The organism is Jeotgalicoccus meleagridis, assembly GCF_903994045.1.
Taxonomy (GTDB): domain Bacteria; phylum Bacillota; class Bacilli; order Staphylococcales; family Salinicoccaceae; genus Jeotgalicoccus; species Jeotgalicoccus meleagridis.
The window spans coordinates 45,540-60,431 of sequence record NZ_CAJEWD010000006.1 but is presented as its reverse complement, the minus strand read 5'-3'; the positions used below and the strand labels follow the sequence as shown (position 1 = coordinate 60,431).

At 35.1% G+C, this 14,892-nt stretch carries 15 protein-coding genes; 11 read left to right on the top strand and 4 right to left on the bottom strand.

Annotated features, from left to right (window positions below; genetic code table 11):
- The 4 genes from JEOSCH030_RS04145 (at window position 1) to gatB (ending at window position 4,497) form a co-directional block, all read left to right on the top strand.
- Window positions 1-1,206, top strand: a complete 1,206-nt coding sequence (locus JEOSCH030_RS04145) for a CamS family sex pheromone protein (protein WP_185125362.1) — start codon at window positions 1-3, stop codon at window positions 1,204-1,206.
- A gap of 73 nt (window positions 1,207-1,279) precedes the next feature.
- On the top strand, window positions 1,280-1,570 hold the full coding sequence (gatC, locus tag JEOSCH030_RS04140; RefSeq protein ID WP_185125361.1) for an Asp-tRNA(Asn)/Glu-tRNA(Gln) amidotransferase subunit GatC: 291 nt from the start codon (window positions 1,280-1,282) through the stop codon (window positions 1,568-1,570).
- 16 nt (window positions 1,571-1,586) lie between these two features.
- Window positions 1,587-3,065 carry an Asp-tRNA(Asn)/Glu-tRNA(Gln) amidotransferase subunit GatA gene (gatA, locus tag JEOSCH030_RS04135; protein ID WP_185125360.1) on the top strand — a complete coding sequence of 493 codons (1,479 nt, stop codon included), beginning with the start codon at window positions 1,587-1,589 and terminating at the stop codon, window positions 3,063-3,065.
- 1 nt (window position 3,066) lies between these two features.
- Entirely contained in the window at window positions 3,067-4,497 is a 1,431-nt protein-coding gene (gene gatB / locus JEOSCH030_RS04130; protein ID WP_185125359.1) for an Asp-tRNA(Asn)/Glu-tRNA(Gln) amidotransferase subunit GatB, read from the top strand.
- A 200-nt stretch (window positions 4,498-4,697) separates the two neighbouring features.
- On the opposite strand, the gene JEOSCH030_RS04125 is transcribed toward gatB, so the two are convergent.
- Entirely contained in the window at window positions 4,698-5,297 is a 600-nt protein-coding gene (locus JEOSCH030_RS04125; protein ID WP_185125358.1) for a hypothetical protein, read from the bottom strand.
- A 126-nt stretch (window positions 5,298-5,423) separates the two neighbouring features.
- On the opposite strand from JEOSCH030_RS04125, the gene JEOSCH030_RS04120 reads away from it, so the two are divergent.
- Genes JEOSCH030_RS04120 through JEOSCH030_RS04100 form a run of 5 tightly spaced genes read left to right on the top strand, consistent with a single transcriptional unit; the run spans window position 5,424 to window position 10,591 of the window.
- Window positions 5,424-5,924, top strand: a complete 501-nt coding sequence (locus JEOSCH030_RS04120) for a GrpB family protein (protein WP_185125357.1) — start codon at window positions 5,424-5,426, stop codon at window positions 5,922-5,924.
- A 23-nt stretch (window positions 5,925-5,947) separates the two neighbouring features.
- Window positions 5,948-6,901 (top strand): diacylglycerol kinase, encoded by a 954-nt coding sequence (locus JEOSCH030_RS04115; RefSeq protein WP_185125356.1) that lies wholly within the window; start codon window positions 5,948-5,950, stop codon window positions 6,899-6,901.
- A 21-nt stretch (window positions 6,902-6,922) separates the two neighbouring features.
- A complete protein-coding gene (locus tag JEOSCH030_RS04110; protein ID WP_185125355.1) occupies window positions 6,923-8,680 on the top strand; it encodes a 5'-nucleotidase C-terminal domain-containing protein in 1,758 nt (585 codons plus the stop codon).
- 16 nt (window positions 8,681-8,696) lie between these two features.
- Complete coding sequence (gene rlmD / locus JEOSCH030_RS04105; protein WP_185125354.1) at window positions 8,697-10,049, top strand: 23S rRNA (uracil(1939)-C(5))-methyltransferase RlmD; 1,353 nt, start codon at window positions 8,697-8,699, stop codon at window positions 10,047-10,049.
- A 59-nt stretch (window positions 10,050-10,108) separates the two neighbouring features.
- Complete coding sequence (locus tag JEOSCH030_RS04100; protein WP_185125488.1) at window positions 10,109-10,591, top strand: nucleoside deaminase; 483 nt, start codon at window positions 10,109-10,111, stop codon at window positions 10,589-10,591.
- Between the two features lie 78 nt (window positions 10,592-10,669).
- On the opposite strand, the gene arsC is transcribed toward JEOSCH030_RS04100, so the two are convergent.
- Genes arsC through JEOSCH030_RS04085 form a run of 3 tightly spaced genes read right to left on the bottom strand, consistent with a single transcriptional unit; the run spans window position 10,670 to window position 12,688 of the window.
- Window positions 10,670-11,065: an arsenate reductase (thioredoxin) gene (gene arsC / locus JEOSCH030_RS04095; RefSeq protein ID WP_185125353.1), complete on the bottom strand. Its 396-nt coding sequence runs from the start codon at window positions 11,063-11,065 to the stop codon at window positions 10,670-10,672.
- Window positions 11,066-11,081: 16 nt separating this feature from the next.
- The gene (gene arsB / locus JEOSCH030_RS04090) at window positions 11,082-12,371 is read right to left on the bottom strand and encodes an arsenite efflux transporter membrane subunit ArsB (protein ID WP_185125352.1); all 1,290 of its coding nucleotides are present in this window, start codon (window positions 12,369-12,371) and stop codon (window positions 11,082-11,084) included.
- A complete protein-coding gene (locus JEOSCH030_RS04085) occupies window positions 12,368-12,688 on the bottom strand; it encodes an ArsR/SmtB family transcription factor (RefSeq protein ID WP_185125351.1) in 321 nt (106 codons plus the stop codon). The genes arsB and JEOSCH030_RS04085 overlap by 4 nt, the downstream gene beginning before the upstream one ends.
- A gap of 127 nt (window positions 12,689-12,815) precedes the next feature.
- Here JEOSCH030_RS04085 and JEOSCH030_RS04080 point away from each other — a divergent pair, with 127 nt between their 5' ends.
- Window positions 12,816-13,889, top strand: a complete 1,074-nt coding sequence (locus JEOSCH030_RS04080; RefSeq protein WP_185125350.1) for an NAD(P)H-dependent flavin oxidoreductase — start codon at window positions 12,816-12,818, stop codon at window positions 13,887-13,889.
- A 90-nt stretch (window positions 13,890-13,979) separates the two neighbouring features.
- Window positions 13,980-14,807 (top strand): exodeoxyribonuclease III, encoded by an 828-nt coding sequence (locus JEOSCH030_RS04075; RefSeq protein WP_185125349.1) that lies wholly within the window; start codon window positions 13,980-13,982, stop codon window positions 14,805-14,807.
- Window positions 14,808-14,892: the final 85 nt, after the last annotated feature.

Below are 14,892 nucleotides of genomic sequence, written 5' to 3'. Positions count from 1 at the left end.
ATGAAGTTTAAAACTCTAATACTCGGAGCAACTACTGCCTTATTATTGAGTGCTTGTGGAGCTAATGAAGCAGAAATTAGTGAACAAGCTGAGAATGCAGGCTTAGAAAATGAAGTGTCAAATGTTCCAGTTGAAGAACAAGAAGACAAACTCACCTCTAGTGGTAGTGAATTTTATCGGTCTGTAGTACCTTATGTATTGTCTCCTGCTAGAGGATTGTCAAGTGCTAATATGGTGTCATCTTATAATGTAGAAGAATTTGAAAAAGGATTGTCTGATATTAGTAAGGATATCTTCAGTACAGATGAGTATGTTTTTAGAGAAGGTCAAATTATCTCTGAAGAAATGATTAGAGGCTACTTATCTAGACAATACACAAGTGAAGAACTAGAAGAGATGGATGAAGAGGAACTGTTATCTTCCAATGCCTTTAGTAATCTTGGTTTGAATCCATCTACTAATGGGGAGACAGATCCTGAGAAAATTGCAGAAGAAGCGCCCTTATATCTATCTCATATCTTAGAGCAAAATTACCTGTCTGAAAGTGAAGATGGCTCTTTGAACTTTGATGGCATCACGATTGGTCTTGCTATGAACAGTGTGCATTACTATCAAACTGAGGAATATGGACAGACTAAAGAAAAAGAACTAGATCCTGAAGTCGTTCAGGAAAAAGGTGAGGAAATGGCAGCGGAGATTTTAACGAGAATTCGTGCCAACGATGACTATGTCGATAAAAAGATTGTCTTTGCGATTTTTATCCAGTCATCAGACACTGATATTGTGCCGGGTAACTTTGTCTCACAAACCACTGTTGAACCTGGGGAGAATACTATAACTGAGTTCTCGGATATCAATGTACAAAATCTGCTCTTACCTTCAAATGAAGCTGCAGAAATTTCCGATGAAGTGAATAATGAATATGAAACCTTTAACAGGGAGTTGTCTTCTTACTTCGATAGCTTTACAACTTCTGTCGGTCGCGGTAAGTTTGTTGACAATAACTTAGAGACATTGACCATAGAAATTCCACTGGAGTATAACAGTCGAGGCGAAATGATTGGTATGAGTCAATTTGTAAGAGACTTAGTAGACGAGCACTTTATCGGTACGAATATTGAAGTGGAAATCAAAGATAAATCACAAGTCTACAGTGTCATAACAAGACAAGGTGATGAAAAAGCGAACTTATATATCTTTGAATAGTAAGGCTACATGGAAAATTAGTGTTAATTTTGGTAAACTTTAAATGTTGTATTTAAAATAAGGAGGGTCATCAATGGAAGAATTAGACTTTGATAGACTTAGACATGTGGCGAATCTATCTAAAATTGAAATTAAAGATGATGAAGAATTAAAAAATTTATCAACTAAAATACAGAGTATCGTTAAGCATGCGGCTCAATTGGAAGAACTTGATTTAGATGGTGTTGAACCAATGACCCATGTAATCGATGTAGAAAATAAATTACGTGAAGATGTAGCGGGACAACCGTTAAGTCAAGACGAAGCGTTAAAGAATACTGTAAGTAAAGAAGCGGGACAATTCAAAGTTCCTAGAATGATCTAAACGGAGGGTAAATATAGTGAATATAAATGAACTAACTGTTGAAGAATTATACTCAAAAATTCACGCTAAAGAAATCAAACCTTCTGAAGTTACAGAGGCTTTGTTTGAAAGAATTGAAAAGTATGATGGAGATATTAAAGCTTTCATTACCTTGACTAAAGATGAGGCAATTGAAAGAGCAAAAGAGCTTGATCAATTACAAGCTGAAGATAAAATGGATGGCGAACTTTTTGGTATTCCAGTAGGAATTAAAGATAATATTGTGACCAAAGATGTTCTTACAACTTGTGCGAGTAAAATGCTTCACAATTTCAAACCAGTCTATGATGCGACCGTTATGACTAAATTAAAAGAAGAAAATTCTGTCATGCTTGGTAAAGTGAACATGGATGAGTTCGCTATGGGTTCAACATCTGAAACGTCTTACTATCAAACGAGTAGAAACCCTTGGAACTTAGCATGCTCACCAGGTGGTTCTTCAGGCGGTTCAGCTGCAGCAGTAGCAGCAGGATTTGTGCCATTTGCTCTTGGAACAGATACTGGTGGTTCTGTTAGACAACCAGCTTCATTTTGTGGTGTCGTTGGTATGAAACCAACTTATGGTAGAGTGTCACGTTACGGCTTAATTGCTTTTGCATCATCACTTGATCAAGTAGGTCCAATTACACGTACTGTCCGTGATAATGCTAAGGTACTTGAGTTAATTTCTGGTGAGGATTCAGAACATGATATGACAAGTGCTAAAGATCAAAATACTGATTTCCTATCTGGTATCGATAAAGATATTAGTGGCATGAAATTTGCTTTACCTAAAGAGTTTTTAGGTGATGACGTTGATCAAAGTGTAACAGATGCTGTATTAAAAGCTAAAGAACGTTTAGAGTCTCTTGGGGCAAAAGTTGACGAAGTTGACATGCCAAACCTTAAATACGTAGTTAGCTCTTATTACTTAATCGCATCAAGTGAAGCAAGTGCAAACTTAGCTCGTTTTGATGGTATCCGTTTCGGTTATCGTTCAGAGAATGCTAATAACTTAGATGAACTTTACAAAAAATCTCGTGGAGAAGGTTTTGGTGACGAAGTTAAAAGACGTATCTTACTTGGAACTTACGTTTTAAGTTCAGGTCATTACGATGCATTTTACTTAAAAGCTCAAAAACTTCGTCGTTTAGTAGCTGAAGATGTTCAAAGAATTTTATCAGACTACGATTTAATTATTGGGCCAACATCAACAACACCTGCTCACAAGTATGATGAAGTAAAAATTGAAGGCACTAAGGAATATAAAAATGATATTTTAACTATTCCAGCTAACTTAACAGGTGTACCTTCTTTAAGTATTCCATGTGGTCTAACAGGAGATAATCTTCCAATCGGTTTACAATTAATTGGTAATCACTTTGAAGAAAAGAAGATTTATAATGTTGCTTATCAATTTGAAAAAACTTACAACTTACATGACGAATTAAAAAAATTAACGATGGGAGCGGAGTAAGATGCACTTTGAAACAGTAATTGGACTAGAAGTTCACATTGAACTTAAAACGAATTCTAAAATTTTCTCTAATGCTCCGCTGCATTATGGACATGAACCCAACACTAACTTATCAGTAGTTGAGTTAGGTTATCCAGGAACACTTCCTGTCTTAAACAAACAGGCAGTCGAACATGGTATGAAAGCTGCTATGGCTTTAAACATGGACATTGCAACAGACACTAAATTTGATAGAAAAAACTATTACTATCCAGATAACCCTAAAGCTTATCAAATTTCTCAATTCGATAAACCAATTGGAGAACATGGTTCACTTGAAATAGAAATTGATGGTAAGAAAAAAACAATAGGAATTACTAGACTTCACTTAGAAGAAGATGCGGGTAAATCTACGCATAAGGATGACTATTCATTAGTTGACTTAAACCGTCAAGGTACTGCTCTTGTTGAAATAGTGTCTGAACCAGACTTACGTTCACCAGAAGAAGCATATAAATACTTAGAAAAAATTAAGTCAATCATTCAGTATACTGGTGTGTCGGATGTGAAGATGGAAGAAGGTTCACTGAGATGTGATGCCAACATTTCCATACGACCAGTCGGCCAAAAAGAATTTGGTACAAAAACTGAATTGAAAAACTTGAACTCATTTAACTTCGTTAGAAAAGGTCTTGAGTACGAAGTGAAACGTCAAGAAAAAGTATTGTTATCTGGTGGCGTTATAGAACAAGAAACAAGACGCTACGATGAAAAAACAGGAGAAACGATTTTAATGCGTGTTAAAGAAGGAGCGGATGATTACCGTTACTTCCCAGAACCTGATCTCCTACATCTTCATATCGATGACGAGTGGAAGAACCGTGTGCGTGAATCTATTCCGACACTTCCAGATGAATTACGTGAGAAATATGTAAATGAATACGAACTTCCAGCTTATGATGCTGATATCTTAACGATGAGAAAAGAAATGTCTGACTTCTTTAGCGACATGGTAGAAACTCATCAAGCAGATCCAAAACTGGCATCTAACTGGTTAATGGGTAGTGTCAATGAGCACTTAAATAAAAATAATGTGGAGCTAGCTGAAACGGGTGTTACACCTGAGAATCTAAGCGGCTTAATTACAATTATTGAAGATGGTACCATCTCTTCTAAACAAGCTAAAAAAGTATTTAGTGAGTTGATTAATAAGGGTGGTTCAGCTAAACAAATCGCTAAGGATTTAGGTATGGAACAAATTTCTGATCCAGAGACTCTAACAGCGATGGTGACAGAAGTACTAGATGCTAACGAACAGTCAGTTGAAGACTTCAAGAACGGTAAAGACCGTGCGATTGGTTTCTTAGTGGGTCAAATTATGAAGAAATCTAAAGGTCAAGCTAACCCTAAAATGGTGAATGAGATCTTGTTAACTGAAATTAAAAAACGATAAATAAAGCAAGAAAAATACCGACCAGTCTATGAACTGGTCGGTAATTTTTTTATTGTAATAAATATGAGCGAATGTTTTCTATGACTGCATCTTCAAGTTCAGGGTTTAATACATTGTCGTCTTCGTTGTATGGGTCTTCAACGGATACATCTTTATTATCGATATAGAAATAGTCGTTATTAACAAAGAATTCAGCATCATCATTTAAAAGTGTTCATTAGGTTTTCATGTTCATGAACATTGGCATTACCTAATATAATGACGATTTTATCTGAGTTATAAAGATCCATATAGGCATCACTTAAGTTACCACGATTACGTTCTGGTAAAACTTCATCATTATAATCTGCAATTTGCATTGCATCCATAATGACAATGTCGCTATTTTCATTGACTGTCAATTCGTTCATCTCAACTGTATTACCTGGCATATCAACTTGATTGACTTGAATAGAATCAGTTGTGAAACTTTCAGATAATCTATCGACAAAGTCACTATTGTAGTATGAAGGGGTTAGGACATCAATAATTAGCGCTTCATTGTTTTCAAGACGTTGGTCATAGAGCTCCTGGATAGAGGGTTCTTTGAACGCGATGTCATTAGTATTCTGCTCTTGACTATCACTGTCACTTGCTGAATCATCATTAGCTGTTTCTTCTTCTGTGCTGTCGTCTGTAGTTGTTTCTGCATCTTGATTTTCATTTGCTTGTTTGTCAGAAGTTGAACCTGTATGCACAAAGTTAAAGTACAAACCGACGACAAACAAGACAAGTAATAGAATTGCTAGGGCTTTTTTCATGATATCTCCTCAAATAATAATATAGCCAATCACTAATATGATATAATGTTGGCAACATAATTCTTTTACACATTATTATACATTAAAAATGAAGGCAAGACATTATTTTAGGATGATTGTATGACTATGAAAAATTTAAGGACAAATATAAAAGAGCTATATATTAAACAAGCATTTGAAATATTAAACTTTTTTAAATCGATAATAATAGAAGTTCATCATATTGGATCATCTACTATAAAAAATTCACCGTTCCAAGCGGATTTAGATATTTTATTTATCGTTAAATCATACGATGATGTAAAGAGTCTAAGCGATATTTTAATCGCCGAAGGATACAGAGAGGTCAGTAACTACTCTGACTACTTCCGAGATGAGATGGTGATCAGTAATAAAGTAGATGGTCTAAATATCAATCTGATTTTTATCAGTAACTCTAGCTTTAAAAAAGAAGAAATTTTAAGTTGTACAGAATGTATTTCTTCTGACAATAGCTATAGCATGGAGTTTAAAAACTTAAAGCGATCGTATATGAAAAAAGAAATTTCAGCTTTGAACTACCAAGATAAAAAATATCGTCTTTTTCAATTAATAAAACAAGAAGGCGATCGTCTCACAATTGTATAAGACAGACACTAAAGGGGATATTTATGAAAACTGCGAGAATTATTTATAATCCTACTGCTGGAAAAGAGACGTTTAAAAATCAACTAAGTGATGTCCTGAGCCGTTTTGAAAAGTCAGGATACATTACAAGTACGCATGCTACAACTGGCCCAAATGACGCTACCTATGCTGCAAGATTTGCCTGTGAAGAAAACTTTGATTTAATTGTTGCAGTGGGTGGAGATGGAACGGTCAATGAGGTGATCAATGGCCTAGCTGAATCTGATGAAAGACCAGCTCTTGGTATCATTCCTATGGGTACTGTCAATGACTTCACGAGTGCTTTAAATATACCAAATGATTTAGATCAAGCAGTAGATATTATTTTGAATGGTAAGACAACAAAAGTAGATCTCGGAAGTATGAATGGCAAATTTTTTATGAATATAGCAGGCGGAGGTAAAATTACCGAAGTTTCATATGAAGCCCCGAGTAAGTTAAAAGCGGTCATTGGCTCTTTAGCTTATTACATTAAAGGGATTGAACTGATTCCACAAATGCGTAGTATTAATTTAAGAATTGAACATGATGATGAGCTTTTTGAAGGAGAAGTCATGCTTTTCTTAATAGGCTTAACCAACTCTATTGGAGGGTTTGATAAGCTTGTACCAGATGCGAAATTGAATGATGGATATTTTACTTTACTTATTTTGGAAGACGTTAATCTTGCTGAATTTGCTCATATACTAACTATGGCAACAAGAGGAGAGCATCTCAAGCATCCTAAAATTCATTATTTTAAAGCACGTGATGTCAAAGTAACTTCATATGAAGAAGTGCAATTAAACTTAGATGGTGAATTTGGAGGCGTGCTGCCTGCTCACTTCCAAAATCGAAGAGAATTCTTAAAGGTTAGAGTGCCAGAGGAATTTTATGAGCAATTAAATGGAGAAGAAACTGAATACAGTCTTCCTGATCCCGAAGAAGCAGATATATAGGTTATGACTGAGGTGTCAAATTTGAAACTGACTATTTTTGCGACAACAGATGTGCATGGAGCTATTTATCCTTTTAATTATTTTAAAGGAGAAAAGAAAGAAACAGGGCTCTTAAAATTTAAATATTATATAGAAAATTATAAGAAAAACCATCCCGATGAAATTGTCTTAACTGTTGATAACGGCGATTTACTACAGGGTGATGTGTGGAGCGAGTATGATAGTGTGCATAGAGATGCACCACTACTACCAGCGATAATAAATGATATGTACGATGTAATTGGACTTGGCAATCACGAATTTAATTTCGGTTTGCCTTTTTTAAGTGATTTTTATAAGCAAGTTAATATACCGGTGCTTAATTCCAATGTTGATTTTTTACATGGAGATTTAGGAAATCTAATTAAAAAAAGTATGATTAAAACTATAGATACTAAATTCGGTCCACTAAAAATAGGATTTTTAAGTGTCGTCCCAACACAGATTATGAAGTGGGATAAATTTAATCTTACTGGACGAGTTAAGGTCTCTCCAATGCCTGAAGCAGTTACTAAAACAGCTGAAGACCTAAAGAGGCAAGGTGCTGACTTAATTATTCTTTTGAGTCACTCAGGTATGAGTGCTAAAGAAGATGATCAAGTGGCTTTAGGAGAAAACCAAGCAATGCGAATGGCTTTAGTCACTAGCATTGATGGCATTGTACTAGGTCATACCCATGATCTTTTCCCCCATGAATCCATGATGATCGATGATGAACGTTTAAATATGGATGAAGGTACTTTTAACGAGGTACCGATGGTTCAGCCAGGTGTGTCTGCGAGTCATCTTGGGGTTTTAAAATTTGATCTCGATGAAGATAAGCGTCTTAAATCTGCAAGTGGTCAATTAATCAGTGGTGAATCGATTGAGGATAGTGATGATTATCTGTTGAATTATGAACATGATCATGAGCAAGTCCTTAGCTATCTAGAAGAAACAGTGGGTTATACAAGAGAAGCCTTACAAACGTATTTTGCTAGAGTCATTCCTTCACGAGCAGTACAAATCGTATCAGAAGCTGTCGTCTGGTTTGCTGAAGGTTTAGAGGCAGTTAAAAAAGAAAATCTACCCATCTTAGGTTTTAATTCTGCTATAAAAACAGGACGAGATGGTGTAAAGGATTTTACAGATATTCCAGTAGGAAAGCTAACAGTTGCAGACACAATTGATCTGTATAAGCATGCTAATACAACAGTGATTATTAAGATTAACGGTAAAGTTTTAAAAGAATGGTTAGAGTGGTCAGCCTCGTCCTTTAATCAAGTTGGCGCATCATCATTGATTAAGTCAAATCACTCAAGAGATGGATTTCCAGGCTATAACTTCGATACATTTTTTGATTTAGACTATACTTTTGATTTAAGTCAGCCTGCGCGTTATCATAGTTCCGCTCATCAAATTTCAGACGCAAGAAGATTAGTAGAAGTAAAATATAAGGGTATAGAAGTTAAGGATGATGAAGAATTTTTAGTACCTGCAAATAACTATAAAGTTGCTTATGCACCGTTTTTAAGAGATGCTGAAATTGTGTATGAATCATCTAAATCAATTCGAGATATTTTAAATGATTTTATCAAAAGAGAAAAAGACTTTATAGATAAACAACCGATGACCTTAATCCCAGAAGGTGAGTATCAATTTGTAACGGCAACAAAAGGAAAATATCATCTGGAAAATTTACCTATTAACCATGTGAGAGACCATGGCGATGGCCTGTCAACTTTTCAAGTAACTTTATAATATAAGAGGTTATAATATGAATGAATTAAGAAAAAATGAAGTGTATGAAGGTCGAGTAGAAGATTATTCTCATGATGGAATGGGCATAATAAAAATCGATCAAAAGCCAGTCTTCATCGGAGATGTGCTTAAAGATGAAGTCATTAGCTTTAAAGTAATACAAGTAAAATCAAAATTTGCTTTTGGTAAACTATTATCAGTAAAAGAAGCTTCAAAAAATAGACAGACTCCACCATGTGAGTATTATTACCAATGTGGAGGTTGTCAAATTCAAGTCATGAACAAAGAAGAACAAGCGAACTTCAAACGTTCAACTGTTGAGAGAAATATCAATGGCCTTGCTGGACTTAATTTAGAAATCAAAGAAACGATTACGGGTCAAGATAGTTATTACCGAAATAAATCTCAGATTCCTGTACAAAAAATTGATGGCAACTTAGTGATGGGCTTCTACAGACCACGCTCACATGACATTGTTGATATCGATCATTGCTATATACAAAAAGACAGCCACAATGACATTATGAATTTTGTTAAGGGAAAATTGATTGAAGAAAACACTTCAATTTATGATGAAGTGAAACATGAAGGTCTCCTTCGACACTTAGTCATTCGTTCTAATCATGATGACAGTGAAATACAAGTGGTATTTATTACAAATGGTAAAAGAAATGAATTTTTATCGATTACAAAAGCATTAAAAGAAAAATATCCTAATATCAAGAGTGTGATTCAAAATATTAACGATGAGAAGACTAACGTTATATTTGGGAAAAGGTCGATCGTACTTTTAGGACAAGAATACATTACAGATACTTTATTAGGAAAAGAATTTAAAATCCGAGACCGATCATTTTATCAAGTCAACCACGAGCAAACAGAAAAACTGTATCAAATTGCATTAGACCTTGCTGATTTAAGCGCGGATGAAACAATCATTGATACATACTCAGGTATAGGGACAATTGGACTGGTAGCTTCGAAAAAAGTTAAGAAGATTATTGGTATAGAAGTTGTGGATACAGCTGTTGAAGATGCTAAAGAAAACGCTCGACTAAATGGCATAGAAAATGCAGATTACTATTTAGGTAAAGCAGAAGCAGTTATGCCAAAACTTGTTAAAACAGGTGTTAGTGCAGATTTAGTCTTTGTAGACCCACCGAGAAAAGGATGTCACAGAGAATTTTTAGATTCCTTAATAGAAGTAGAACCAAAGAAAATTGTGTATATATCATGTAATCCAGGTACATTACAAAGAGATATGAAGTACTTAAGTGAACATGGATATAAAGCGAAATCAGTAGTTCCAGTGGATCTTTTCCCTCAGACGAAACATATTGAGGCAGTGACTATGTTAGAAAGAGTATAAAGTTTACGAGTTTTTGTTTAATAGTGTCAGAAATAGATGAAAACAAGGAGGACTTAAGAGTGATTACTGAAGAAGACTTAAAATACTTACGAAGAAGTGTTGAATTAGCCAAAACGGCCTTAGAAAAAAATGATGAGCCTTTTGGATCAGTGCTTGTTGATCAAAATGGGGACGTACTTTTTGAGGATCACAACCGCGTTTCTAGTGGTGATTATACTCAGCATCCTGAATTTGCTATAGCTAGATGGGCAGCAAATAATATGACAGAGAAAGAAAGAGAACACGCGACAGTATATACTTCAGGTGAGCATTGTCCTATGTGTGCAGCAGCGCATGCTTGGGCTGGTTTAGGAAGAATCGTATACGCGAGTTCGTCTGAACAATTAGTAGAATGGTTCAAGGAACTTGGGGTTAAACCTTCTAGAGTTCGTAATCTTCCTATACAAGATATTATTCGTGATACAGAAGTTGATGGTCCAGTGCCGGAACTAGCAGATGAAGTCTATAAACTCCATCAGCAATTTTATAAAGATAAAATTTAAATGTAAAGGAGGTTGGACTTGAGTCCAACCTCTTTTACTATAATTCATTTCAGACAATCTCAAGGTGCATGATCTTATTTACCTTCTTTTAAAATCTTCAATTGCTAGCTTAATCTCATCTCTAACTTTTTGAAACTCTGACCAATCTTTTCCAGCGGGATCGTCAAAAGCCCAGTGTTCTTTTTTAACATTTGGAGGTAAGATTGGACAGTTATTATCAGCATCACTGCAAAGTGTAATGACTAAGTCTGCTTGTTTTAAAATATTATGATCAATTAAATCTGAAGTATTCTTGGATATATCAATACCCACTTCTTTCATTACTTCAACCGCTTTAGGATTTACCCCATGTGCTTCAATACCTCCGGAGTACACCTGCCAATTATCACCTAAAATTTTCTTTCCAAAGCCTTCTGCCATTTGACTACGGCATGAGTTTCCAGTGCAAATGAAGTATATCGTTTTTTTAGACATTTATACATCCTCTTTTCTAAAATATAATTAAAGTAAAATACAAGCCTAACAAGGTGATAAAGAGCACTGGAATTGTGATGACGATACCCGTTTTAAAATAAGTACCCCATGAAATTTTGACACCTTTTTGTGTTAACACATGCAACCAGAGAAGGGTGGCTAAGGAACCGATTGGTGTAATTTTTGGTCCTAAATCAGAGCCGATTACATTGGCGTAGACCATACCTTCTTTAATTATGCCTGTAACACTTGCTTCTCCAATGGCAATGGCATCTATTAAAACTGTCGGCATATTATTCATAATGGATGATAGAATTGCAGCAATAAAGCCCATGCCCATAACACTAGAAAATAGCCCATAGTTTGAAATATTTGTTAGTACGTCAGCTAAAAGCGTAGTAATACCAACATTTTTCAAACCGAAGACAACTAAGTACATTCCTATAGAGAAAAGAACAATATTCCAAGGTGCACTTTTGATGACCTGTTTAGTATGTACTGCTTTTGATTTACGAGCGAGTAAGACAAAGATTAAAGCGATTGTACCTGCTATAAATGAAACAGGAATATTAATAAATTCACTTACTAGGTAACCGATGAGTAATACAGCTAAAACAATCCATGAAATTTTGAACAATTTAATATCTTTGATTGCATGTCTTGGTTCAGGGAGTGTGTTTATCTCAACAGTTTTTGGCAGTGATTTTCTAAAATATAACCATAGAACAAGAATACTTGCTGTTAAAGAGAATATATTAGGAATAATCATACGACTAAAATATTCTATAAAGCCAATACCAAAATAATCTGCTGAAACGATATTTACTAAATTACTAACAATTAAAGGTAATGACGTTGTATCAGCAATAAAACCACTAGCTATGATAAAAGGGAAAATGACTCTTTGACTAAAGCCTAAGTTCCTCACCATTGCTAAGACAATAGGGGTTAGGATTAAGGCTGCACCGTCATTGGCAAAAAATGCGGCGACAATTGCACCTAGTAGCATGATGAGAACAAACATTTTTAAACCATTACCCTTAGATGCTTTAACCATGTGAATTGCTGACCATTCAAAAAATCCAATTTCATCAAGGATTAAGGATATTAAAATTACAGCCACAAAAGTTAAAGTGGCGTTCCAAACAATTCCTGTAACTTCCACAACATCAGCGAGACTTACTACACCAGTAACGATGGCAAGGAGTGCGCCAATGAGAGCTGTAATACCAATATCTAAACCTTTAGGTTGCCAGATGACAAAAGTTAAAGTTAAACAAAAGATTACAATTGCTAAAATTGTCATGATATAGACCCACCAGTTTCTATGTCTTTACAAATACAAGTTTGACTAGGGGTATTAATATTTAATAAGCCTTGGCTTACATTCGCTAAGACATCATGATTCACTTGATACATTTGCTTATTACCTTCTTTTCTTTTGATGACTAAATTACTATCGACTAAAGATTTCATATGATGACTGAGTGTGGGTTGTGAGAAGTGAAAATATTTTAAGATGTCAGCTGCACACAGTTCTCCACAAGATAATAAATCTAAAATTTCTAATCGACTTGGGTCTGATAATATCTTAAGCATGACTGATAGTTCTTTATAAGACATGAGCATTCCTCCTATAGAGTATATAGAATACCATCTATATAGACGATTGTATATATAATTTTTGCTTTTAAATATGAGATAATAGTGTAAATAAGTGATAGTAAATTTTTAAAAGGGGTGGCTTTATATGTGGTCTGACAATAGTTTTAGCCAAAAAGTTGGAATTAAATATCCTATTATCCAAGCGGGTATGGCAGGTGGAATTACGAGTCCAGAACTTGTAGCATCAGTGTCAAATGCTGGGGGCTTAGGTAGTATTGGTGCTGGTTACATGACACTTAAAGATTTACAAGATACGATTCAAAAAGTTAAATCCTTAACTAAAGAGACGTTTTCAGTAAATTTATTTACACCAGAAGTTGTCACAGTTGATCAAGCGAAGGTTGATCAAGCAAACGAATGGCTATCTCACTTCCGACATGATTTAAATATTACAGAAACTCCAGAAGTTAAAACTGTGACTGATGACAATTTTAAACAACAGATTGATCTTATAATTGAAGAGAATATAAAAATCTGTAGTTTTACTTTTGGGATACCTGATCAAGACATTATAGACAAACTAAAATCTAAAGGTATTCTTTTGATTGGAACTGCAACAACAGTAGATGAAGCTATTAAAAATGAAGAAAAGGGCATAGACATCATAGTAATGCAGGGAAGTGAAGCGGGTGGACATCGAGGCAGCTTCCTTGATTCTCACCAGACTTCAATGATTGGAACAATGGCACTCATTCCACAAGTGGTAGATCAAGTGAATATTCCAGTCATTGCAGCAGGTGGCATCACAGATGGACGGGGGCTTGTAGCCGCACTTGCACTTGGTGCAGAGGGTGTTCAAATGGGAACTGCTTTTGTGACAAGCTTAGAAAGTGGCTCACCTGATATCGCTAAACAAGCGATTTTAAAAAGTCACGAAGTGTCTACAGTAGTGACTTCAACTTTTAGTGGTAAGCCTGCACGAGGCTTGAATAATTTGTTTATCGAACAGATGAGTAAATATGAAGATGCACTACCACAATATCCTATTCAAAATACTTTAACTCAACCGATTAGAAAATCCGCTGCTAAAGAAAAAAGAATTGAATATATGTCTCTATGGTGTGGACAAAATCTACGAACTTTAAATAGTAAAAGTGCGAGTGATATTATTAAGGATACTGTGGCTCAAGCTGATAAAGTTCTCGGACAGATTAAGTAGGCATTTAGCCAATAGAATGGAAATATCATTGTTATTTGTTTATGATAAAGATTAAGTAAAAACATAAGAGATTTTTCAGGAGGCACTATTTTGAAATTTATTTCATGGAATATCGATTCATTAAATGCAGCACTAACAAGTGAGTCTGCTAGAGCTCTATTGTCTAGAGAAGTATTAAGAACAATCAAAGAACATGACGCGGATGTCATTGCTATTCAAGAGACTAAGTTGTCTGCCAATGGGCCAAGTAAAAAACATATATCAATCATTGAAGAAAATCTTCCGAATTACACAGTAGTGTGGCGAAGTTCTGTAGAACCTGCCCGTAAAGGTTATGCTGGTACTATGTTTTTATATAAGAACTATCTTCAGCCTAAAGTACACTATCCATCAATTGGTGCACCGACGACTATGGATGCTGAAGGCCGTATGATTACTTTAGAGTTTGATGATTTTTATCTGACTCAAGTGTATACGCCAAATGCTGGAGATGGATTAAAACGTCTTTCAGATCGACAAATTTGGGATGAAAAATATGCAGATTACTTAGAGCGCTTAGATAAAGAAAAACCAGTGTTAGCAACAGGGGATTATAATGTTGCTCACAAGGAAATTGACTTAGCGCATCCTAATAATAACCGTCGTTCTGCTGGTTTTACAGATGAAGAGCGCCAAGGATTTACCAATTTATTGAATAGAGGATTTACAGATACATTCCGTCTAATAAATGGTGACGTTGAAGGTGTTTATTCGTGGTGGGCACAGCGTGCCAAAACGTCTAAAATTAATAATTCAGGGTGGAGAATTGACTATTGGTTAGTATCAGACCGTATTAAAGATAAGGTAGTTAAGTCTGAAATGATCGATTCTGGTCCAAGACAGGATCATACACCAATTTTAATAGAATTGAATATGTAAAGTTAAAGCAGTGTATTCATTTAGTGGGTGCACTGCTTATTGTAATTATAAAGAATTTCTTTTCATTATCTTGAGCCTAGAGTAA

Bases quoted from the DNA above. Each gene is read 5' to 3' on its own strand.
- JEOSCH030_RS04115 (WP_185125356.1), top strand. From the start codon at position 5,948: ATGAAAACTGCGAGAATTATTTATAATCCTACTGCTGGAAAAGAGACG.
- JEOSCH030_RS04145 (WP_185125362.1), top strand. From the start codon at position 1: ATGAAGTTTAAAACTCTAATACTCGGAGCAACTACTGCCTTATTATTG.
- JEOSCH030_RS04120 (WP_185125357.1), top strand. From the start codon at position 5,424: ATGAAAAATTTAAGGACAAATATAAAAGAGCTATATATTAAACAAGCA.
- JEOSCH030_RS04080 (WP_185125350.1), top strand. From the start codon at position 12,816: ATGTGGTCTGACAATAGTTTTAGCCAAAAAGTTGGAATTAAATATCCT.
- rlmD (WP_185125354.1), top strand. From the start codon at position 8,697: ATGAATGAATTAAGAAAAAATGAAGTGTATGAAGGTCGAGTAGAAGAT.
- arsB (WP_185125352.1), bottom strand. From the start codon at position 12,371: ATGACAATTTTAGCAATTGTAATCTTTTGTTTAACTTTAACTTTTGTC.
- JEOSCH030_RS04085 (WP_185125351.1), bottom strand. From the start codon at position 12,688: ATGTCTTATAAAGAACTATCAGTCATGCTTAAGATATTATCAGACCCA.
- JEOSCH030_RS04125 (WP_185125358.1), bottom strand. From the start codon at position 5,297: ATGAAAAAAGCCCTAGCAATTCTATTACTTGTCTTGTTTGTCGTCGGT.
- arsC (WP_185125353.1), bottom strand. From the start codon at position 11,065: ATGTCTAAAAAAACGATATACTTCATTTGCACTGGAAACTCATGCCGT.
- gatB (WP_185125359.1), top strand. From the start codon at position 3,067: ATGCACTTTGAAACAGTAATTGGACTAGAAGTTCACATTGAACTTAAA.
- gatC (WP_185125361.1), top strand. From the start codon at position 1,280: ATGGAAGAATTAGACTTTGATAGACTTAGACATGTGGCGAATCTATCT.